The 22596-nt window shown below is 39.0% G+C and carries 20 protein-coding genes; 18 read left to right on the top strand and 2 right to left on the bottom strand.

Annotated features, from left to right (window positions below; all coding sequences use genetic code 11):
• Nucleotides 1-19 precede the first annotated feature (19 nt).
• The 8 genes from ABD930_RS18365 (at nt 20) to ABD930_RS18330 (ending at nt 9343) form a co-directional block, all read left to right on the top strand.
• On the top strand, nt 20-1198 hold the full coding sequence (locus ABD930_RS18365) for an amidohydrolase family protein (protein WP_345233979.1): 1179 nt from the start codon (nt 20-22) through the stop codon (nt 1196-1198).
• 28 nt (nt 1199-1226) lie between these two features.
• Nucleotides 1227-1499: an acylphosphatase gene (locus tag ABD930_RS18360; RefSeq protein WP_345233977.1), complete on the top strand. Its 273-nt coding sequence runs from the start codon at nt 1227-1229 to the stop codon at nt 1497-1499.
• A 192-nt stretch (nt 1500-1691) separates the two neighbouring features.
• Nucleotides 1692-3188: a lipopolysaccharide biosynthesis protein gene (locus ABD930_RS18355; protein WP_345233974.1), complete on the top strand. Its 1497-nt coding sequence runs from the start codon at nt 1692-1694 to the stop codon at nt 3186-3188.
• Between the two features lie 108 nt (nt 3189-3296).
• The gene (locus ABD930_RS18350; protein WP_345233972.1) at nt 3297-5018 is read left to right on the top strand and encodes a tetratricopeptide repeat protein; all 1722 of its coding nucleotides are present in this window, start codon (nt 3297-3299) and stop codon (nt 5016-5018) included.
• The gene (gene lolB1, locus ABD930_RS18345) at nt 5018-5848 is read left to right on the top strand and encodes a lipoprotein insertase outer membrane protein LolB1 (RefSeq protein ID WP_345233970.1); all 831 of its coding nucleotides are present in this window, start codon (nt 5018-5020) and stop codon (nt 5846-5848) included. Before ABD930_RS18350 ends, lolB1 begins: the two co-directional genes overlap by 1 nt.
• A 160-nt stretch (nt 5849-6008) precedes the next feature.
• Nucleotides 6009-7301, top strand: a complete 1293-nt coding sequence (locus ABD930_RS18340) for a murein hydrolase activator EnvC family protein (RefSeq protein ID WP_345233968.1) — start codon at nt 6009-6011, stop codon at nt 7299-7301.
• A 217-nt stretch (nt 7302-7518) separates the two neighbouring features.
• Nucleotides 7519-7707 (top strand): twin-arginine translocase TatA/TatE family subunit, encoded by a 189-nt coding sequence (tatA, locus tag ABD930_RS18335; protein ID WP_345233965.1) that lies wholly within the window; start codon nt 7519-7521, stop codon nt 7705-7707.
• 229 nt (nt 7708-7936) lie between these two features.
• On the top strand, nt 7937-9343 hold the full coding sequence (locus ABD930_RS18330) for a lytic transglycosylase domain-containing protein (RefSeq protein WP_345233963.1): 1407 nt from the start codon (nt 7937-7939) through the stop codon (nt 9341-9343).
• 190 nt (nt 9344-9533) lie between these two features.
• Here the strand turns inward: ABD930_RS18330 and ABD930_RS18325 are convergent, their stop codons facing one another.
• Both ABD930_RS18325 and ABD930_RS18320 read right to left on the bottom strand, forming a co-directional pair.
• Complete coding sequence (locus ABD930_RS18325; protein ID WP_345233961.1) at nt 9534-10049, bottom strand: phosphoribosyltransferase family protein; 516 nt, start codon at nt 10047-10049, stop codon at nt 9534-9536.
• 286 nt (nt 10050-10335) lie between these two features.
• A complete protein-coding gene (locus ABD930_RS18320; RefSeq protein ID WP_345233959.1) occupies nt 10336-10911 on the bottom strand; it encodes a C40 family peptidase in 576 nt (191 codons plus the stop codon).
• A 359-nt stretch (nt 10912-11270) separates the two neighbouring features.
• Between ABD930_RS18320 and pdhA the strand changes: the two genes are divergently transcribed.
• From pdhA to hflX, 10 genes are all read left to right on the top strand, one after another.
• Nucleotides 11271-12266 carry a pyruvate dehydrogenase (acetyl-transferring) E1 component subunit alpha gene (pdhA, locus tag ABD930_RS18315; RefSeq protein WP_345233957.1) on the top strand — a complete coding sequence of 332 codons (996 nt, stop codon included), beginning with the start codon at nt 11271-11273 and terminating at the stop codon, nt 12264-12266.
• A gap of 53 nt (nt 12267-12319) precedes the next feature.
• Complete coding sequence (locus ABD930_RS18310; protein WP_345233955.1) at nt 12320-13993, top strand: pyruvate dehydrogenase complex dihydrolipoamide acetyltransferase; 1674 nt, start codon at nt 12320-12322, stop codon at nt 13991-13993.
• A gap of 117 nt (nt 13994-14110) precedes the next feature.
• Nucleotides 14111-15781, top strand: coding sequence for an alkaline phosphatase PafA (pafA, locus tag ABD930_RS18305; RefSeq protein ID WP_345233954.1), 1671 nt, complete (start codon nt 14111-14113; stop codon nt 15779-15781).
• Between the two features lie 205 nt (nt 15782-15986).
• Complete coding sequence (locus tag ABD930_RS18300; protein ID WP_345233951.1) at nt 15987-16301, top strand: rhodanese-like domain-containing protein; 315 nt, start codon at nt 15987-15989, stop codon at nt 16299-16301.
• A 7-nt stretch (nt 16302-16308) separates the two neighbouring features.
• On the top strand, nt 16309-16503 hold the full coding sequence (locus ABD930_RS21920) for a DUF6358 family protein (RefSeq protein WP_425571142.1): 195 nt from the start codon (nt 16309-16311) through the stop codon (nt 16501-16503).
• A gap of 327 nt (nt 16504-16830) precedes the next feature.
• The gene (locus tag ABD930_RS18295) at nt 16831-18186 is read left to right on the top strand and encodes an OmpA family protein (protein ID WP_345233949.1); all 1356 of its coding nucleotides are present in this window, start codon (nt 16831-16833) and stop codon (nt 18184-18186) included.
• A 100-nt stretch (nt 18187-18286) separates the two neighbouring features.
• Complete coding sequence (locus ABD930_RS18290) at nt 18287-18433, top strand: DUF6728 family protein (protein WP_345233947.1); 147 nt, start codon at nt 18287-18289, stop codon at nt 18431-18433.
• A gap of 138 nt (nt 18434-18571) precedes the next feature.
• The gene (locus ABD930_RS18285; RefSeq protein ID WP_345233945.1) at nt 18572-18952 is read left to right on the top strand and encodes a RidA family protein; all 381 of its coding nucleotides are present in this window, start codon (nt 18572-18574) and stop codon (nt 18950-18952) included.
• Between the two features lie 27 nt (nt 18953-18979).
• Nucleotides 18980-21085, top strand: coding sequence for an ATP-dependent DNA helicase RecG (gene recG / locus ABD930_RS18280; RefSeq protein WP_345233943.1), 2106 nt, complete (start codon nt 18980-18982; stop codon nt 21083-21085).
• A 304-nt stretch (nt 21086-21389) separates the two neighbouring features.
• On the top strand, nt 21390-22595 hold the full coding sequence (gene hflX, locus ABD930_RS18275) for a GTPase HflX (protein WP_345233941.1): 1206 nt from the start codon (nt 21390-21392) through the stop codon (nt 22593-22595).
• Nucleotide 22596 lies beyond the last annotated feature (1 nt).

Below are 22596 nucleotides of genomic sequence, written 5' to 3'. Positions count from 1 at the left end.
TTTTCGAATTTTTAACGTTATGGTTAACTATTACTCGGCAGATTACATTCTTCCCGTTTCTGATAAACCCATTCAGGAAGGTGTAGTCGGAGTAGATGAAAATGGGAAAATAACCGGTATATATCCACCCGGCTCTAAAGAAATCCAACAAGAGAACATCACTAAATATCAAGGCATTATCACTCCTGGCTTTATAAACGCCCATTGCCACTTAGAGCTTTCCCACTTAAAAGGAAAGTTTCCTAAGAAAACAGGCCTAATACCATTCATTGAATCCGTTATTAGTCGACGTCAAGCTACCGACGAAGAAATTACCGAAGCGATGATTCAGGCAGATATAGCGATGAAAAAAAACGGTATTGTCGCTGTAGGCGATATTGCCAATCGATCCATATCAAGGGCCGTTAAAGCTAAAAGCACCCTTTATTACCATACTTTTATTGAAATTTTGTGTTTTGAGCCCGATCGTGCACAAGACGTCTTCAGAGAAGGCTTAGCCTTATGTGAAACGTTTAAAGGCTTACCTTCCTCTATTACACCGCATGCGCCTTACTCCGTATGCAAAGAGATTTTCCGGTTTTTAAAACAAATACACAATCCGGAGCACAACCTCTTGAGTATTCATAATCAGGAAACAGAGGAGGAGAATAAGTTCTTCCGCTATAAGAGTGGTGGTTTTGTTGATTTTTATAAAAAGCTTAACCGAAACATTGATTTTTTCAAAGCACAGGCGAGGGACTCCATTCAATCTATTGTTCCCCTTTTACCTAAAAAACAACCGGTGATGTTTGTGCACAACACGTACACCAACATGAAAGATATCTTTTTTGTCGATCGTTTTGGTGGTGATGTTACATGGTGTTTATGTCCCAATGCGAATTTATATATCGAAGATCGGTTACCTAAAATCGATTTATTCCTCCATCAAGATCACCCCCTTGTACTAGGAACGGATAGTTTAGCGTCTAATGATAAATTATGTATCCTTTCCGAGTTGATTACGCTACATGAAAATTTTTCCCATTTAAACTTGGAAGATACTATTAAATGGGCCACTTATAATGGGGCAAAATATTTAGGCATCGACCAAATGTTTGGAAGTATTGAAAAAGGTAAAAGCCCAGGATTAAACCTCATTCAAAATACCCAAGATCTTAAGTTAACCAAAACCGCTACCGTAACACCTTTGTTATCCTAATTTAGGCATATCAATTGACAAGGCTAACATGAAACATTTAAACCTTATTATCCATGGAAAGGTTCAAGGAGTGTCCTTCCGCATGGCTACTCAATCAGTAGCTAATCTGTTAAAAATCAAAGGATTTGTAAAAAACCAACCAGACGGCACTGTGTATATCGAAGCAGAAGGAACAGCAGTAGACTTGGACCATTTCATCGATTGGTGTCAAGAAGGGCCGGAAAACGCCGTTGTAGAAAATGTGGAGCAAATAGAAGGAGAATTTAAAAACTATCGTAATTTTGAAATCGTTAAAAAGTAAGGGCTAAAGCCAGTTATGAGTTGCACGAACTTTGCAGTTTATTAGCAAACAAAACAAGAAGTGCTACTTGTCACTGCTATTGCTACTTATAGCCGGGAACTTTTTACTTTTGAATTATTGATATATTATTTATTTTAAAGGCATCAATGAACCCACCAGCTGGCGGGGTTTTGAATTTTTACTTTACAAAGCTTGTCTACACTTAAAAAATTTGCAGGACAGACCCTGATTTATGGTTTAAGCACCATCATTGCGAGGTTATTCTATTTTATTTTAACTCCTCTCTATGTTTCTCAATATCCGGCGAAGACCTATGGTATATTCACGACTATGTATGCTTGGGCAGCGATGTTCAATGCATTTCTGGCTTTTGGTATGGAAACAACCTTCTTTCGCTATTTGCAGAAACATGAAAAGGAGAAAAGCAAGGTTTACAGTAATACGCTATTTATCATTATATTAACCTCAACCGTATTTATCACATTCGTATTATTATTCGCAAAAGACATTGCCATATGGATGAAAAATGGGGTTTATGATCCAGATCGGGTCTTATATGTCAAATACTTCGCCTTTATCCTAGTGGCAGATGCCTTGTGTGTCATTCCTTTCGCCAGCCTCAGGGCAGCTGGAAAACCACTAAAATTCGGACTTATCAAATTAGCCAATATCTTTATTGCGATCGCGTTCAATCTCTTTTTCATTCTAGGCATCCCATTCCTCATGAAGCACCATCTTCTTTTTTCAGATTGGTTTGCTTCCTGGTACCGCCAAGGTTGGATAGGCTATGTATTTCTAGCTAACCTTATTGCTAGCATACTTACCTTTCTTATGCTGCTTCCTGAATTACTTAAAATTAGCCTTAAAATAGATGGGCGGTTGTTGTTAAATATGCTTGCGTATAGCTTTCCAGTGCTCATTGCAAACTTTTCTTTTATTATCAATGAAAATTTTGATAAGATTTTTCTTGAAAAGCTCCTTCCTCCGGAAACGCCAGACATTGGCATTTATGGCGCAGTAAGCAAAATTGCCATATTTCTAAGTATTTTTATTAATGCATTTCGGCTTGGAGCGGAACCTTTTTTCTTTAGCCATTCCAAATCTCCAAATGCAAGAGAGACTTATGCCCTCATTATGGATTATTTCATTATCACGATGGTCCTGATTTTTGTCGGATTGGTATGCAATATAGAAATATTAAAGTATTTCATTAAGGGAGAAAATCTAAAGGAACAACTGCAATATTGGTCGGGTTTAAAAATCGTTCCTGTTCTTTTAATGGCCTACCTTTTCCTGGGCGTTTATATGAACCTGTCTATTTGGTATAAATTGTCGGATCAAACACGTTACGGATTGTATATCTCCGGCATTGGAGCCCTAGTTACCATCGTATTAAATTATATCTTCATTCCCCAGTACAGCTACGTCGCTTCTGCCTGGATTACCATGATTACCTACGCTAGCATGATGGTTCTTTCTTATATATTAGGACAAAAAAATTACGCGATACCTTACCATACCTTGAAAAATTTACTATATATTGGATGTGCTATTGTAATTTCTTGGTTATCTTTCGTCGTTTTTAAAAGAAATCTTATTATAGGAAATGGATTATTTGTACTTTTTATGGGAGTTGCGGGGATAGTGGAATGGAAATCCCTTAGAGCGTTGATTCGGGCGAAACAATAAGGCCCGACTTTTGCCGTATGAGGAAATAGCGTCCATATACCCACTTTTGATGGGTAGAATTTAAATGACAAATTTACTGATGAACAGGACACGTTAAAGCATTATAAAATGATAAACAGAATAAACAACTGCTATCTTTATTGTTTTCTTCTATTGATGTTATTCAGTGGAAGCAAGCTGATGGCACAGCAGAAACAGGATAGTACCCAAATAAAAAATCTATACTATCAAGCACTCAATGAGAAAGCCAAGGGCAATCCTGATCAAGCTAAAACAACCTTGCAAAATCTATTGAAGTTAGATGAGCACAATGATGCTGCCTTATTTGAATTAGCAAGAATAGAATTAGCCCAACAAAATTTAGGAGATGCAGCTATACACGCCAAAAAGGCAACAACATTAAAGCCCGATAATGAATGGTACTGGATCTTACTGGCGGATGTGTACAAGCAGATGGAAGATTTTAAATCATTGCCTGCTATTTTTGATGAACTTGTACGGCTTAAACCAGAAAAGAAAGAATACTATTACGACCGTGCATATGCCCTCTTTTTAAACAATAAGTTCAACGAATCACTTGCGGCATATAACGCTATTGAACAAAAATTTGGTAAAGACGACAATATTAGCATTGCCAGACAGGAAATTTACCTTAAGCAGAATGATCCCAAAAAAGCTATTACCGAAATTTCTGCTATTAAGGATGCACAACCAGACAGTACCAAAGGATATATCTTGCTTGCTAATCTTTACCTGAAGCTGGATAAGCCGAAAGATGCATTAAAGGTGTTAGACGAGGGCCATAGACATATCCCTGGTGATCCGTATATATCGTTGAGTAAAGCAGATGCTTACCATAGTTTAAAAGATGAAGAAAAATCAAAAAAAGAGCTAAAACAAGCTTTTACTAGCGATAAAATGGGCTTTGAAGGAAAGATGCGTTTATTGATCAGCCTCATGTCAGATCCCAAATCAAAAGAAATAACACCCATTATTAATGACTTGGCCAATACGTTAACCGTCAATTACCCCACAGATGCACGTGCCTTTGCCTTGTATGGTGATATCCTCGCACAACAAAAACAGCTGAAAGAGGCCCGTGAGCAATACCTCAAAGCTATTGATCTGAATAGCCGAGTCAACACGATTTGGGAACAATTGCTCCAAATAGAACTGACGTTAGGCATGCAGAAAGAAGCATTAGCGCATGCTTATAAAGCATCTGCTTTATTTCCCGAGCAACCACTGACTCAGTTTTTTTGTGGACATGCGTTTTTCATGGAGAAAAAGTATACGGATGCCAGAAGCTGTTTCGAAGCAGCACTTAATTATACCGATGAAAAAAATAACCTCTTGTTGACGCAAGTATACAGTAGCTTGGGTGATACCTATCATGCATTGGACATGTTTGCTGAGTCTGATCAAGCTTATGAAGAAGCGCTGACATTAGATAGCAATAATGTAGGCACGCTAAATAATTATGCGTATTACCTCTCCTTAAGAAAGACAAATTTAAATGAGGCTGCAAAAATGTCAAAGAAATCGAACGAACTTGATCCTGATAACCCTACCTTTCAGGACACCTATGCTTGGGTATTGTTTCAACAAGGCAATTACAAAGAAGCTTTGGTATGGATTGAAAAGGCTATTTCCAGCTCAGAAAAGGCTTCATTCGCGTTGCTAGAACATTATGGGGATATTCTATTCAAGTTAGGCGATACGGAAAAGGCAATAAGCAAATGGAAAGAAGCCAAAGCTTCCGCGCAAACAACTGGGGAGAATGTAGAACTTCTATCGAAAAAGATTGATGCTAAGAAGTATTTAGAATAATGTATTTACCAAAAATCAAGACCTTTTTCAATGCCTTGGTCATCACGCTGCTGCTATTAACTGCTTTTTCCTGTAAAAGCAAAAAGGCCATTTTGAATAAAAAAACGGAGACCATCAGTGCTATCAACGATAAGGTTTTGTTAAGTGGCATCCTTGATCATGAACTTACGTTCAAAACCTTTAGCGCAAAGGCTAAATCTGCTGTGGCTATCAATAAAGATGTCTATGACGCAACCTTAAATATAAAAATAAAAGATAAAGAAGCTATTTGGATTTCCATCACCACCTTATTTGGCATTGAAGCGGCAAGAGTATTGATTACCCCTAGTCGGTTTAAACTGATGAACCGCCTAAATGGCACTTATATAGATCAACCTTTTCATTTTTTGCATCAATTTGCTTCTTCGGAAATTTCCTATGATAATTTACAGGCAATGATGGTTGGAAACATGGTTCAACAAGCGTTAGCCTATGCCCAAACAGCGGAGAAAAATACACAAGGTTATCGATTAAATGGGGCGCACGAAGATTTAAACTTCGCGGTACAAACGAATGAACAATTTAAGATTACCAACTGTGAGCTCCGTTCGTTAAGTCGACAGCAGGAGGTGAATACCGTATATACGAATTTTGAAAAGGTGAACGAACACCCCATTGCAAGGGATATCCGGTTGATGGCAAAGGCTACTTCCTTAACATTGGATTTACAATTGACCTATAACCGCATCGCATTGAACGAAGGATTGGAAATGCCTTTTACGATTCCCACAAAATATAAAGAATTAGTAAGTAACACGTCATCCGCCAGCGGTCGGACAAGTTTGCGATGAGCGAAACGAGGAAGACAATCACGACAAATGTTGGAACGGGAACCTTGTGGTGCACCCGAAAGTAAGAAGTGATTCAAGAGTTAAATAATATTTTATTACTTTCGTTGACAATAAATCTGTTAAAATAGCGATGTATGTATGACATCGCATACTATATTTGATGAAGAGCATGATTCGGATAAAATCGATAATTTGCATTGTATTTTTTGTATTGCTTGCCTTATCAGGCCACGCACAATCAAGTGCGCAATTGAAAAAACAGCGAGAAGCGTTAACCCGCGAAATCGAGTTATTGAACAAGACACTCCAATCCACTTCAAAAGATAAATCCTTATCACTAAAGCAAGTGAGTGCGCTCAACGCACAGATTAACCTTAGGGTAAAGAAAATAAACACGATTAATAGTGAAATGCAGCTAATTGAAAATCAAATTAGCAAAAATGCCACGACGATACGCTCACTCCAAGCAGAATTAGCGCAATTAAAAAAGGGGTATGCTTCCATGGTGCAATTTGCCTTTCGCAACCATAGCGCCTATAATAAATTGATGTTCATTTTTGCTTCTAATGATTTTAATCAGGCCTATAAACGCTTAAAATACTTGCAGCAGTTTAGTGATTCACGAAAAAAGCAGGCAAAGGAAATTGAAGAAACGCAAAAGAGTATCGAACAAAAAATTGCTGAGCTTGCTACAAATAAAAAGGAAAAAGCGGCTTTATTAACCGATCAGGAGAAAGAAAAGAAGACACTTGATAACCAAAAATCGGTAAAATCCAAGGCCCTTAATGATTTAACACAAAAAGAAAAGCAATACAAGCAAGAACTTAGTAAAAAACAGCAAGAGGACGCACGTTTAGCCCGGGCTATTCAAACAGCGATTAGACGGGAAATAGAGGAGGCTCGAAGAAGGGCTGAGGAAGAAGAAAGGCGCCGCGCCGCAGAAGCTGCAAAGAAAAATCCTACTGAAAAGGCGCCTGAAACAGCCGCGCCCGCACGGAAAACGGATAAAGAAGCGTTATTATCAACACCAGAGGCCGCAAAATTAGCCGCTGATTTCACGGGTAACAGAGGAAGGCTCCCGTGGCCTGTAGCTTCCGGATCGGTAACACAGGGCTACGGACAGTATACCTATGGCAAAGGAGTAAAGGTTAACAGTAATGGCTTAACCATCCGCACCAGTGCTGGTGCAGCGGTACGTGCTGTATTTGATGGTATAGTAAGTAATGTTATCCAGATGCAGAATCAATACGCGATCATCATCAAGCACGGAAATTACTTTACGGTGTATCAAAACCTGAAGAGTGTGAGCGTTTCCAGAAATCAAAAGGTAACGGTTAAACAAACGATAGGAGTTGTAGCCGTCGATGCAACCGAGGGAACCTCTGATTTACATTTCGAGCTTTGGCAAGGTACTTCTCCGATTAATCCTACTAGCTGGTTAGCCGGACAGTAACCTGATTTGAGTTGTGCGTTACACGTTGTGGATTGTGCGAAAAGCATACACGCGACGGACAACTCGAAACTGACAACTTAATGTGTAGCTGAAAATAAATTGTTTATCTAAGCAATTTTCCATAAGTTTGTAAAATTGCCAGTATTGGCAACTAGAACAAACAATACAAATAAAAGAAAACGGGTAAGATTTTTTAGATTTTTTTAAATATTGAGTTATGTTAAATACCATTTTGTTAGCGTTTGGACTTGGCGGGCCTGAAATAGCGGTTATCGTATTAGCGCTGCTATTACTATTTGGAGGGAAGAAAATCCCTGAGCTTATGCGGGGATTAGGTAAGGGCGTGCGGGAGTTTAAAGAAGGCCAGGCAGGAACAGCGCAAGATGACGTTAAGGAGGAAAAATAATTCACTCTTTATATCATAATAGAGGCTACAGGGCTAGTTGTAAGTACCCCTGTAGCCTTTGTTGCAATAAAAAATTACCTTCACATATACTAATATGTTGAAAATTAACGTTGTTTAGATAATCTGTTGCTTATTGCATAAGAATAATAAATGTTTTCCTTTTTTATAGCCAAAATAAAGGGATAAATAGTAAACTAATTTGAAATCAACAACCTACATAACATAGGATATGGGATTAAAAAGATTTTCGGCATTTGCCGTTGGTGTATTGTTTTGTGCTCAATTAGCACAAGCGGTAACACACGAAGGAACTGATGACCTTTTAGCAAAGGATGGGGAAGCCACATTATCCAAGGAGGATAGCAGCATAAGAAAAGAAGTACCTATCAAAGATTTGTCTTGGTACCTCGCTCCTCACAACATTAAACAGCAACTGGATACACTACAGAAAGCTGTTCCCCTCACCTACAACAACTATGTTCAATCCTATATCGAAGCTTATGCTTCCCCTAGATACAGGAATCACCTTTCAAAAATGCTGGGCTTAGCGCAATATTATTTTCCTATTTACGAAAAAGTTTTTGCTGAGACCAACTTACCTCAAGAAATTAAGTACCTATCTATTATCGAATCTGCATTAAATCCACATGCAGTGTCAAGAGTTGGCGCAACAGGGCCTTGGCAATTTATGTTTGCGACAGCAAAGGCGTTCAATTTAAACATGGATAATTATGTAGACGAACGGAAAGATCCCTATGCGGCAACCTACGCAGCAGCAGCTTATTTAAAGGAGGCTTATGATGAATTTGGTGACTGGCAATTGGCGATCGCTTCTTATAATTGTGGAAAAGGAAATGTAGAACGTGCCATTCAACGTTCGGGATTAGCTAAACCCGACTTTTGGTCAGTACGCCAGTACCTCCCTCAAGAAACCAGAAACTACGTCCCTGCCTATATTGCTATGACCTATGTACTAAGCAATAGTGCAGCACTACGTCTTACGCCAAATGCTGAGCACGTATTTATTAGTGAGAATGGTACAGACGCTATCTTGATTGATAAATTTGTGTCCCTTGCTAGCGTTGCAGAAGCATTAAATATAGACATTAGTCAGTTAAGTGCCTTAAATCCTGCTTATAAGAAAAATATTATCAATGGAACCCCAGAATCTCCCAAGCGTTTAATTTTGCCTGCAGTCGATAAAACGGCATATGCCAGTTTATATGCGGTGCTCAATACCAATACGGAAGCGCCGGTACAAGTTATGACAGCTTCTACGAAAATAAGCGAAAAACCGATCTACCATTTGGTTAAAAGAGGGGAAAGCTTGGGTTCAGTCGCTAGTCGTTATCGGGTAGAAATACAGGATTTGAAGGCTTGGAATAACTTGAAACGTAATATGATTGTTCCCGGTCAGCGGTTAAAGATAGAAGGACAAGTATCCAGTGCGCCAACCAAGGCCAGCCGGAAAACGACGACCATACAATATGCAACGTATCGGGTTAAACGAGGAGACACGCTTTCCAGAATAGCTCAAAAATATAAGGGCGTTACGGTCAGTAGTCTAAAAGCGATGAACAATTTAAAGGGGCAGACCATTAAACCCGGAATGACCCTGAAAGTAAATCGGCTATAATAAGCTAGTTGTCAGCTATATGTTTTAAGAGGTATAAAGTTATAAGAGTTAGGGAATAAGGATAACGGGTGAGCGCGTACGTAGAACTTGATTACTTTAAAACTAAAAAAGTCTTGTGATGCTTATGTCTTATCTTTTATACCTATAAATCTAACAACGAATAACGAGCAACCGACAACTAATAAATATGCTAATGCAAATAGGCCGCGTCTTCTTCTGCTTCGAATCCTTTTAAGGTAACCGAGACATGCTCATTGAGTATTGTAGACAATTTTAATCCGGAAAAATCACTTATGACTGGAAATTTGTGGTGGCTCCTATCAATAAGCACCGCCGTACGCATCTTTTTCAACGGAACATTTAAGAAAACACCTAGGCCATATGCTAATGTGCGCCCACTGTTCAAGACATCGTCTACAAGAATCACTACCTTATCTTCGGCATTCGCTACCGAAATATCTGTTTTGGCCTGTAGCGTAGAGCTAACCTTATCCAATGAGATATTAATTAAGGTGACGGCTATAGCAGATGATATTTTTGCCAATTCTTCTTTCAATCGTACCGCGAGCACATAGCCCCGTTCTGCTACTCCCGCTAATACCAATTCCTTTTCTTCAAAATTATCTTCTAAAATCTGATAGGCTATTCTAGTAATCTTTTTTTGTATCTGATCTTTATCCAGAATCAATATTTTTTCTACTGCCATACGTTAATGATTGCCTGTAAGAGCCTGTTTAAAATTCGCTATACCCATTTATTTAACCCAAATTTAGCAATAGGCAATAAGCCGTACGCTTTAAGCTATTTGCACCGTAAAGACCTACAATGGACAAATGCTTATTGCTTAAAGCCAAAAGCGTAATGCGGGCTAACAGGCTCTAAAAATAAGAATATTTATTGGGCTCCCAATAAAGTTTGAGGTAATTTCGAAAGGTTAAAAGGAAAAAGCTAAAAAAAATAGAGGCCTAATCGGGAAGCCTCACAGAAAATACTTAGTTTAGATGCAGCACATCTTCTTCACCATCTTTATGCTCATTTTGTGCTTTCAACATTCGCCCACCTTTATAGTAATAACGTCTCCAATAAGCTTCGTCTAAGTCGCTGATCATGACCCCCCGGCTGGTAGAAGCGTGGGCAAATTTTTGATCACCCAAGTAAACACCTACATGTGTAATGCTTCTGCTTCTTATTTTAAAGAACACCAAATCGCCTGGTTTCAAATCGCTTTTATTAATAGGATCAACCTGGGTGAAAATATTACGTGAATTATTGCCTATGGATGTGTTAAAGACTTTTTCATATAACTCATATGCAAATTTTGAGCAGTCAATTCCTCTTTTGGTTTTACCGCCGAGTCTATAGGGTGTCCCGATCCAGTCGTAAACAAATTGATATAATTTGGTATTGGTCGTTGCAGAGGCCGCAATTCCCATAATTTGTGAAAAATACTCTTTGGCTAGATTGTCAGGATCTTCTGGTGAATTATTTTTTTCCGTTGTTGTTTGGCCTTGTAGGTTTAATGATAAACCACCTAGCAGTATGCATACTACCAAAAGCGTTTTTTTCATTCGTTTTCTTTAATTTTTAGATCAATTACACCTTGGCATCTGCGGCATCTACGATACCTAAAGCGAAGGTTGATTAAATCTATTAAGGTTAACAAAATATTTTTTAACGTAGCTGTTTATTCATTCACCGATGTTTAAAAAGGTTGAGCAGCAAAGCTAAAGTAAAAGTTTTATTTTGTCAAAAAAAGTAAACACTATTTTAACATTTTTCTGACATCTGTATAGTAAACCCTACACATAAGGTACATTGGGGAACAAAAAATAGAAATAATAATGCACTTTCTGAGGTAGACATTCGGTGAATATCGTAACAATTGATTAGATTTGCCTTCCAGTAATTTATTCACGCACATAAAGCAATGAGTTCAACACCAATAACAAAAGAAACATATTTAGAATGGTATAAGTCCATGTTACTTATGCGTAAGTTTGAAGAGAAAGCAGGACAACTTTATGGCCAACAGAAAATAAGGGGGTTTTGTCACCTTTATATCGGACAAGAGGCTGTAGTTGCAGGTGCCCTATCTGTTTTACGCAAAGAGGACTCGATGATTACTGCCTATCGCGATCATGCCCATGCGATTGCTAAGGGCTTGAGCCCAAATGCAGCGATGGCCGAATTATTTGGAAAAGTAACTGGCTGTTCTAAAGGAAAAGGTGGTTCCATGCACTTCTTTGATAAAGAAAATAATTTTGCAGGTGGACACGGAATTGTAGGCGGACAAATTCCCTTGGGCGCCGGTATAGCTTTTGCCGAAAAGTATAATGGCACAGACAATGTTTGTGTTTGTTATATGGGAGATGGCGCCGTTAGGCAAGGTTCCTTAAATGAGACCTTCAACATGGCTATGCTTTGGAAACTCCCTGTAATCTTTGTTTGTGAAAACAACGGTTATGCGATGGGAACATCCGTAAAGCGGACCACCAATATGGTGGATATTTATAAAATGGGCTTAGGTTTTGATATGCCTAGCGCTCCTGTTGACGGGATGGATGTCGTTGCTGTACATAATGCGATGGATGAAGCCGTTCAGCGTGCACGTACCGGTGAAGGACCTACTTTTCTGGAAATTCGCACCTATCGTTACAAAGGTCACTCCATGTCTGATCCAGCTAAATACCGTACAAAAGAAGAACTAGAACAATACAAAGAACGGGATCCTATTGCAGCGGTAAAGCACGCAATTTTAGACAATAAATATGCAGACGATCAATGGTTTGACCAAGAAGATGCCGAAGTGAAACGTAGGATAGATGAAGCGGTAAAATTCGCCGAAGAATCTGAATACCCAAATCCTGAAGAACTGTATACAGACGTATATGTGCAAAATGACTACCCCTATGTGGTAGACTAAGCAAAACACCATCATCGTTTAATTTAAATTGATAAAAAACCCTAGATAATATTATGGCGGAAGTAGTTCGAATGCCTAAAATGAGTGACACCATGACCGAAGGTGTTATTGCAAAATGGCATAAAAAGGTAGGCGATAAAGTTAATTCAGGAGATTTAATTGCTGAAGTGGAAACCGATAAAGCCACGATGGATTTCGAATCCTACCAAGAAGGTACACTATTATATATTGGCCCCAAAGAAGGCGAAGCGGTTCCTGTAGATGCAGTGATTGCTGTATTAGGTGAAGAGGGAGAAGATTATAAATCTTTATTGGGAGATAAAGGAAACAAAGCGCCAGAAACGACTCAAAAGGAAGCATCTTCATCGGCTGAAAAATCGGAAGAAAACAAAACCGAAGAAAGCGATGAAAAGGACGAAAACGATGGAGAAGAGGTAACAGCAGAATCTCTCGGTGCTACGGTCATCACCATGCCTTTATTAAGCGATACCATGACCGAAGGGGTTATCGCCGACTGGCATTTTAAAGTAGGGGACAAAATTAAAAGTGACGATGTCATTGCCGACGTGGAAACCGATAAGGCAACCATGGAAGTTACCGCTTATGCAGAGGGAACCTTACTGTATATCGGTGTAGAAAAAGGGCAAGCAGCCAAAGTAAACGATATTATTGCTATCGTCGGTAAAGAAGGGACGGATGTCACTCCGTTGCTTAAGCAGAAAAACAAACCTGCTTCAAAACCAACATCTGCTCCAAAACAGGAAGAGGATAAATCAAGCACCGAAGCCGCTCCTGCAACTCCGGTAAGCAAAGAAAATACCGACGATGATTCTTCATCAAGAGTAAAGGCCTCTCCTTTGGCAAGAAAAATAGCTAAGGAAAAGGGTATTGATCTTAACGAGATAAAAGGCTCTGCAGAAAATGGACGGATCATCAAAAAGGATGTCGAGTCTTTTACACCAACAGCAAAAGCACAACCATCAGCACCTTCAGCAGCAGGCGCTGTCGAAACGAAAACGGTAACCATTCCGCAATTTGTTGGTGAAGAAAGCTTTACGGAAAAACCGGTAACGCAAATGCGTAAGACCATTGCAAAACGCCTCTCCGAAAGTTTATTTACCGCACCTCATTTTTATGTAACGGTTAAAATCGATATGGATGCCGCCATCGCCGCAAGAGCGAAAATTAACGATATTGCGCCGATAAAGGTTTCCTTTAATGACCTCGTTATTAAAGCAGTAGCGGTGGCTTTAAAGCAACATCCAAACGTTAATTCGTCTTGGTTGGGCGACAAGATCCGCTATAATGAACACGTAAATATTGGTGTAGCGATAGCGGTTGACGAAGGATTACTTGTTCCGGTAGTTCGTTTTGCCGACGGTAAAAGCTTATCACACATTTCTGCGGAAGTAAAGGATTTTGCACAGCGCGCTAAGGCGAAAAAATTACAACCCAAAGATTGGGAGGGATCGACCTTCACTGTATCTAATTTAGGTATGTTTGGTGTAGACGAGTTTACAGCGATTATTAATCCTCCTGATTCTTGTATATTGGCTATTGGAGGTATACAACAAGTACCAGTTGTTAAAAACGGCGCAGTTGTACCAGGCAATATTATGAAAGTTACGTTAAGTTGCGACCACCGAGTAGTAGATGGTGCAACAGGTGCTGCATTTTTACAAACCGTTAAATCCCTATTGGAAGAACCGGTGAGACTTTTAGTCTAAATGTATCCCTAATAATATAAAAACCGCAAAGCCTATATCCCCATCTAAATGAGGTGGGGATTTTTTATTTAAATACTAACTTGCTAAGTTTGGAGCAAAAACAAACCGCTTTACCTTATGATACGTAAAAGACTTTTAATTTTATGGTGCTGCATGAGCAGCATCGCCATTCATGCACAAGTTAAACATGCCGCAGTTGACCGCCCTAAATTAGTGATAGGCATCATGGTAGACCAAATGCGTTGGGATTATCTATATCGTTACTATGAACGATATACCGAGGGCGGGTTTAAACGCTTATTGAACGAAGGCTTTTCTTGCGAGAACACGTATATTAATTACATTCCCACGTACACCGCTGTCGGACACAGTTCTGTTTATACCGGAACAACACCTGCTATCCATGGCATTGCAGGCAATGATTTCATTATACAAGCGACCGGGAAAAGCATGTATTGTGCCCAAGATGATGATGTTACGCCTTTAGGAACCGCCGCGGATAATAAAGCCGGAAAAATGTCCCCCAAAAATCTACTTGCATCTACCATTACCGATGAGCTGAAATTAGCAACCAATTTCCGCTCTAAAGTAATTGGAATTGCCATTAAAGATAGAGGCGCTATTTTACCTGCAGGACATTTTGCAGACGCAGCTTATTGGCTTGATTTTGACCATAGTGCCGACTGGATTAGCAGTTCTTTTTATAGGAAAGATCTTCCACAATGGGTGAAAGACTTTAACCAGCAAAAGCTAGCCGATAAATATCTAAAATCAGATTGGAATACCCTCTATCCTATTGACACCTATAAACAGAGCATAGTAGACGATAATCCATATGAAGGGAAATTCAAAGGTACTGACAAGCCTGTCTTTCCAGTAAAGACGTCCGAACTCATGAAAACACAAGGTGCCGGATTCATTGCCAATACACCTTTCGGAAACACATATACCCTTGACCTTGCCAAGGCCGCTATAAATCATGAAAAATTAGGAAACAATCCTGAAGGGTGTACAGACTTTTTAGCAATTAGTATTTCTTCGCCAGACAAAATAGGTCATCAGTTTTCCGTAAATGCTATCGAAGTGGAGGATAATTACCTACGTCTAGATCAAGATCTGGAAAGCTTTTTTAATTACTTAGATCAAACCGTTGGCAAAGGCGAATATACGGTATTTTTGACAGCCGATCATGGTGCTGCCCATAATCCCCAATTTTATATAGATCAAAAAGGAGCTGGTGGTTTCTTCAATGCTAGAGCAGCAAAAAAAGGATTGAATGATGTATTATTGGATAAATTTGGTCAAGAAAACCTCGTGCTTAGCTTAACCAATTATCAGGTTAATTTAAATAATGCACTTATTAAAGCGCAGCAACTGGATGAGGCAGCCATTCGCACTGCAGCGGTTAACTATTTACGTAAGCTAGATGGGGTAGCCTTTGTGACAGATATGGACAAGACATCAGAAGCAGCCATTCCGGAAAGAATAAAAGAAAGAATTATTAACGGTTATAACTATAAACATAGTGGCGTTATACAAATAGTCTTAGAACCCCAATGGTATGGTGGCTCTCCGCATGGCACGGGAACAACCCATGGTAATTGGAATCCCTATGATGCTCACATTCCACTTGTTTGGATGGGTTGGGGCGTTACGCATGGCTCTACTAATCGGGTTACCCATATGACTGATATCGCAGCAACCATTGCGGGTCTCTTGCATATTCAAGAACCTAATGGTTGCATAGGCAGCCCCATTACCGAAATTCTAAACAAAGTAGCACCGTAGACTTTCGTATTATAACTGTTACTTTCTTTTTCGGGAAAAAGAAAGTAACCAAAGAACTAAACGGAGCGCTCTCATGAGTGCTTTTAAAAATAAACTACAACCATCAAGCACATGTTAAATGCTTTGCCTGATACTTTTATTATAAGTTGTTACTTGCCTATAAAATCCATAGCTTTGGCAACACGTGTATATTAAAATGAGCGTAATGAAAGAAATAACTGTAGAAGAATTAAAGCAAAAGATCGATCAAAAAGACGATTTTCAACTCATCGATGTTCGGGAAGAATTTGAATATGAAACATCGAACCTAAATGGCCTCAATATCCCACTTGCCCAAGTTCTTTTAGAAAAAGACAAAATAAGCAAAGATAAACCTGTCGTTATTCATTGCAGAAGCGGTAAAAGAAGTGCCCAAGCCATTTTACTGTTAGAGCGGGAAGGTTATACCAACTTATCTAACCTCCAAGGGGGCATTTTAGCTTGGAGAGATACCTTTGATCCGGAAATGCCGGTTTATTAATTTAGGTATGGTTAAACAATTTCTATATAATATCGCGTTAAATATCGGCATTCTCGTACTTGCTTATTGCGCTATAGCCGCTTATCACGGAAAACAATATGCCATTATAGCTGGCGCATGCATTGGTGTTGCGGCTTTAATCTATCTAAAAGTTAGACTAGCAAAGAACGTAAAGCAGATGCTAAAAATTAGAAAAAAATAGATTGTTGACCATTTTGTACTATATTTAAGTCAATATTGTAGCAATAATAGACAGTTTTTTTAACCCGAAATTAATTATTTCTAAAAGCTTTTTAACAGTTAGTTATGTTTGTTACATTATCAAAACCAACACACAACATTCTTAAAAACAAGCATTTAACAAGTATTAAAGAAGGGTATACGGACAAAAAAAAGGGTGTATGGGCTATTTTTAAGCCTATATTTTTTTTGGAATAGTATTTGCTAATGTTGCATGAATAAAACTAATAACTATTTTTGTATACAAATTATACAATTAAAACTGTTTAACCTTTAAAAAAAACGAAGTATGAACTATTCTACAATCAAAAAAGCAGTTACTTGCTCTTTGATTGCCGCCTTAGGGTTTACTGGGGCAGCTCAAGCACAAGATGCTAAAGTATTTGGCGGAAGAAGCCAATACAGAACTTGGTCCTTAGGGATCAATGGCGGTGTTACTTTGCCAGCGGTTATTACAGGAGGTGGCACTCCTTATAACGCAGGGCAAAAAAATGTTTTTGATTACACCCCTCGCGAATATTACGGTATTTCATTAAGAAAGCAATTTTCTCACTTATTCAGCTTGCAAGCTAATGTAAACAGAGGTCGTGTTTTAGCTACTGTAGCAGATGATCAACCAGGCGTTTTAAATGCTGATGGTACTGTTTACAAATCTGTTGAAACAGATATCCAATATGCAGCAAGCATTTCAGGTGTTTTCCAATTGTGGACTATTGACTTCTTAAGAAGAGAAAATGCAGTTAACTTCTACGCTAGCTTAGGTTACGGCTTACAGGCTTACAATCCTAAGAGCTACACTGAAACTGGCGCAAACGGTACCGAAAAGGACGTTAAAGGTTCTTATGGTGAAGATGGTGACAAGGATTATATCCATGAAACCTATGTACCTATCGGCGCTGGTGTGAAGTTTAAACTTTCTGATCGCGTAGCGTTAGATATCGGTCACACGATGAACTACAGCCGTGGTAAAAACCTTTACGGTACGGGTGTTCCAACATCTAAGACTGACAAGTATTCTTACACTTACGCAGGTTTAGAATTCTCATTGGGTAGCAAAGATAAACCAAACTTAACTTGGGATAACCCTGTTGCTACACTTTATGATGAGTTAAAAGATCCTGAATTGAGAAATGAAGTAGATGCCTTGAAACAACGTGTAAGCGCTCTTGAATCTACTGTTCAAGCATTAAGTACTGACTCTGATGGAGACGGTGTTGCCGATAAATTCGACAAATGTCCTAATACTCCTGCTGGTACTCAAGTTGATGGTTCCGGATGTCCTATTAAGTTCCCTGAGCCAGATACTGCTAACTTGTCTACAGGTTCTTATTCAAACATTCAATTCGAATTTGATAGCTCTGTATTAAAAACTAGCTCTTACCCTGTATTAGATCAAGTATCTTCAGACTTACGTGCTAGCGGTGCTACAATTACTTTGGAAGGAAATGCTTCTGAAGAAGGTACCGAAGATTACAACTATCAATTAGGCTTAGACCGTGCTAACTCTGTAAAAAATTACTTAGTTAACTCTGGTGTTGCTGCAGATCAAATCAATGTAGTGAGCAATGGCGAAACTAAACCAGTTGCTTCTAACGCTACAGAAGAAGGTCGTCAATTGAACCGTAACGTACAATTCAAAAAATAATCCTGTCTATTAAGCAGGTTATTAAAAAACCCTCGGAGTAATTACTCCGAGGGTTTTTCTTTTTCTTTGAAATCTCCACGAACCACCTTAACTTCGTATCATGTATTTCTCCAAGAAAAAAGATCCGAGTGCTCCTAAAAAAAGTTTTAACCTACGGGTAATGCACACTATTAATAAAATAGCAATTACGCTATTTATATTAGGCGTCCTGTATAAACTTATTCTGTGGATTTTTTTTAAAAATTAAAATGACTATCGCATAAACTTACCCAAATGACAAACACATGTTAGGCTGATTTTCCCTTCGTCATTTCAACTTCTTTGTTCGCCATTGGATAGGATATTTTAGGTAAAAAATCGGTATAGAATAAAACACAACAAACATATGAAAGAAATCATCAATACAAATCAAGCACCTGCCCCCATAGGGCCATACAATCAGGCAATTAAGGCTGGAAATACCCTCTATATCTCCGGACAGATCCCCTTATCACCAGAAACCAATGCGCTAATTAACGGATCAATTGCAGATGAAACCAGACAAGTATTGGAGAATTTACACGCCATATTAACCACTGCCGGATATTCTTTTGCAGATGTAGTTAAAACTAGCATTTTTCTAAGCGACATGGCTGATTTTGCTGAAGTAAATGAAGTCTATGCTGAATATTTTACTGAAAATGCACCGGCACGGGAAACCGTTGCCGTAAAGGGCTTACCTAAAGGCGTACGGGTGGAAATTTCTCTTATTGCATGGAAGGCTTAATGTTAAAAGTTTAAATGATAGCTATCGGTGACTGGATATGGATTACATACACCTATTGAATATTTGAAAGGCGTAGGCCCACAAAAGGCAGATGTGTTAAAAAAAGAACTCCATATATTTACTTTTAACGACTTAGTGACGCACTATCCCTTCCGATATATCGACAGAACGCGCTATTATAAGATCAATCAATTACAAGCCGATTTGCCTGCGGTTCAAGTCTTAGGTAGGCTCATTTCGCTGGGGCAAATAGGCCAAAAGCGGAGTAAACGATTGGTTGCCCAATTTGTCGATGATACCGGAATCATGGAACTCGTCTGGTTTCAAGGCATTCGGTGGATGGAAAAAAGTTTAAAAGTTGGCAGTGTCTATCTTATTTTTGGCAAACCGACGCTGTACAATGGACAATTTTCTATGACTCATCCTGAAATGGAACTTTATAACCCCGCTAAAAAGAATATCGGCAACCTGAGTTTGCAACCCGTTTATAGCAGCACCGAAAAATTAAAGCAGTTCTTTTTGGATACTAAGGGTATACAGCGTTTACAAGAAACCCTCATTCCTTGGATAGCTAAGGAAATTGAAGAAACACTTCCTACTTATATATTAAAATCGCAGCACTTGATACCAAAAGGTCTGGCTATACTACATATTCATTTCCCTTCCAATATGGCAGAACTTCAAGCTGCAGAAAGGCGGTTAAAATTCGAGGAATTGTTTTTCATACAACTTAAACTATTAAAAAATAAACTTTTGCAAACCAATAAGTTTAAGGGACATCTATTTGATCAGGTAGGAACCACTTTTAATACTTTTTACACCAAGCACCTTCCCTTTCCACTTACTCAAGCGCAGAAAAGAGTATTAAAAGAAATACGGCAAGATACTCACACAGGAGCTCAAATGAATCGTTTGCTACAAGGAGATGTAGGAAGTGGGAAAACAGTAGTTGCCTTAATGACGATGCTATTGGCCATAGACAATGGCTGTCAAGCTTGTATGATGGCACCAACCGAAATCCTCGCACAACAGCATTATCATAGTCTCCTGCATTTAATTGGTGATCTTCCCGTAAGCATTAAATTATTAAGTGGATCTACGCCAAAAAAAGAGCGAAAAGAACTTCACGAAGCTTTAATGAATGGTTCATTGGACATTCTAGTAGGTACCCACGCCCTTATTGAAGATACCGTGCAATTTCTAAATCTTGGTTTAGTGGTTATTGATGAGCAGCACCGATTCGGTGTAGAGCAACGCGCTAAGCTTTGGCGCAAAAACAGTATTCCCCCTCACATGCTTGTCATGACCGCCACCCCCATTCCAAGAACCTTAGCGATGACGCTATATGGAGATCTGGATATATCGGTTATCGACGAACTACCCGCAGGCAGGAAGCCCATCAAAACACTACATCTTTTTGAAAGTAGTCGTTTGCGGATGTTCGGATTTATGCGTGAAGAAATAGCCAAAGGCCGACAAGTCTATGTGGTTTATCCTTTGATCAAAGAAAGTGAAAAATTAGACCTTATGCATTTGGAGGCGGGTATAGAAAACTTAACCCGTGAGTTTCCCCTACCTCAATATAGGATCAGTATTGTTCATGGAAAAATGGCTGCCAAGGATAAAGAATTTGAAATGCAACGTTTTGTCAAAGGAGAAACGCAAATTATGGTGGCAACAACAGTTATCGAGGTTGGTGTAAATGTTCCGAATGCAACCGTAATGATTATTGAAAATGCAGAACGTTTTGGACTTTCGCAATTACACCAGTTAAGAGGGCGAGTAGGCCGCGGAGGGGAACAATCGTACTGTATCCTCATGTCATCTCATAAGTTAAGCAACGATGGCAAGCTGCGATTACAAACCATGGTAAAAACCAACGACGGTTTTGAAATTGCAGAAACCGACCTTCAGTTAAGGGGGCCAGGAGATATCGCCGGTACTCAACAAAGTGGTATTTTAGATTTGAAGCTGGCCGATTTGAGCACTGACCAACTATTATTGCAAGAGGCACGAAATCTTGTTTTAGGTATTTTTAAAGATGATTCCACCCTAGATCAACCTAAAAACGAATTGCTTCGTAAGCATTTATCCCGTCAAAATACAGGTATCAGTTGGGATAAAATTTCTTAGCCACTGTTTAAATTTGTATGGTTAAATTTTAAACAAGCGCTTAGTCTAGGGATTTACCTATAAAAAGCTTATCTTTGCCTTATAAATCATTTTCACAAACATTAAATTAGCTTTATGTAATACCATATTTGTCAACATTATCGCTGCCCAAGGATGCTGGTCATAGATGCGGTATATTGATAGGTATGGACTTTCATATGTATGCTAATAAACCATCCCTAACTGTAATTGACTTCATTTTCTGGGCGCATAAACGTACGTTTATAGAACTATTATTAGTAATTTTAATTCCATAAGAATACCTATGGCTATACAAAAAATATACGATACCTCAATAAAACCTGAAAAAGCAGTTTTAATAGGTATCATCACTCCTAACGAAACAGAAGCACAAGAAAAGGAATACCTTGATGAGTTGGCTTTCTTAGTTGAAACAGCTGGAGGACAAACCATACAGACTTTTACACAGCGTATGCAACGAGCAGATCGCGCTACATTTGTCGGTAGCGGTAAGCTTGACGAAATCAAATCCTATATCGCTGCTGAAGAAGCAGACATGGCCGTCTTTGATGACGAACTTAGTCCATCGCAGTTAAGAAATATCGAAAATGAACTTCAGGTAAAAGTGCTTGATCGGAATAATCTTATTCTAGATATCTTTGCTAACCGCGCAAAAACAGCCCAAGCAAAGACACAGGTAGAGCTGGCCCAACTGCAATACCTATTACCCCGTTTAACACGAATGTGGACGCACTTAGAGCGACAAAAGGGTGGGATTGGCATGCGAGGCCCTGGCGAAACCCAAATCGAAAGTGACCGTCGGATGATCCTCAATAAGATCGCATTGTTGAAAGAAAAATTAAAACAGATTGACAAACAAAATGAGACACAACGCAAAAATAGAGGTGAACTGGTTCGTGTGGCCTTAGTTGGTTATACCAACGTAGGAAAATCCACCATCATGAATATGCTCTCCAAATCTGAGGTCTTTGCGGAAAACAAACTTTTTGCAACACTAGATACGACGGTACGCAAAGTAGTTATAGGCAATCTTCCTTTCCTACTATCCGATACCGTTGGCTTTATTCGTAAGTTACCACATCACTTAGTAGAATGCTTCAAATCCACCTTGGATGAGGTAAGGGAAGCTGATATATTAATGCATGTAGTAGACATCTCCCATCCTAATTTCGAAGACCATATTTTTACGGTCAATGAAACATTAAAGGATTTAGGAGCTGTTGATAAGCCTGTCATTACCGTGTTTAATAAAATTGATGCCTATCAACCTACAGCAATCATTGAACACAACGAGGAGCAATATGAAGGTGTAGAGAAAAGCATCACCATTGAAGACTTTAAGAAAAGCTGGATGGCTAAACATAATAGCCCAGCGGTTTTCATTTCCGCCACAGCGCGAGACAATATCGAGGAACTTAAAGAGTTATTATATAGCACGGTTGTACAAATCCATCAAGCCCGTTATCCTTATAATAATCTATTATATTAAT

Origin of the sequence: Olivibacter ginsenosidimutans (assembly GCF_039542865.1) — a bacterium.
Classification (GTDB): domain Bacteria; phylum Bacteroidota; class Bacteroidia; order Sphingobacteriales; family Sphingobacteriaceae; genus Olivibacter; species Olivibacter ginsenosidimutans.
The sequence above is the reverse complement of the archived record's forward strand: the minus strand, read 5'-3'. Positions and strand labels throughout refer to the sequence as shown.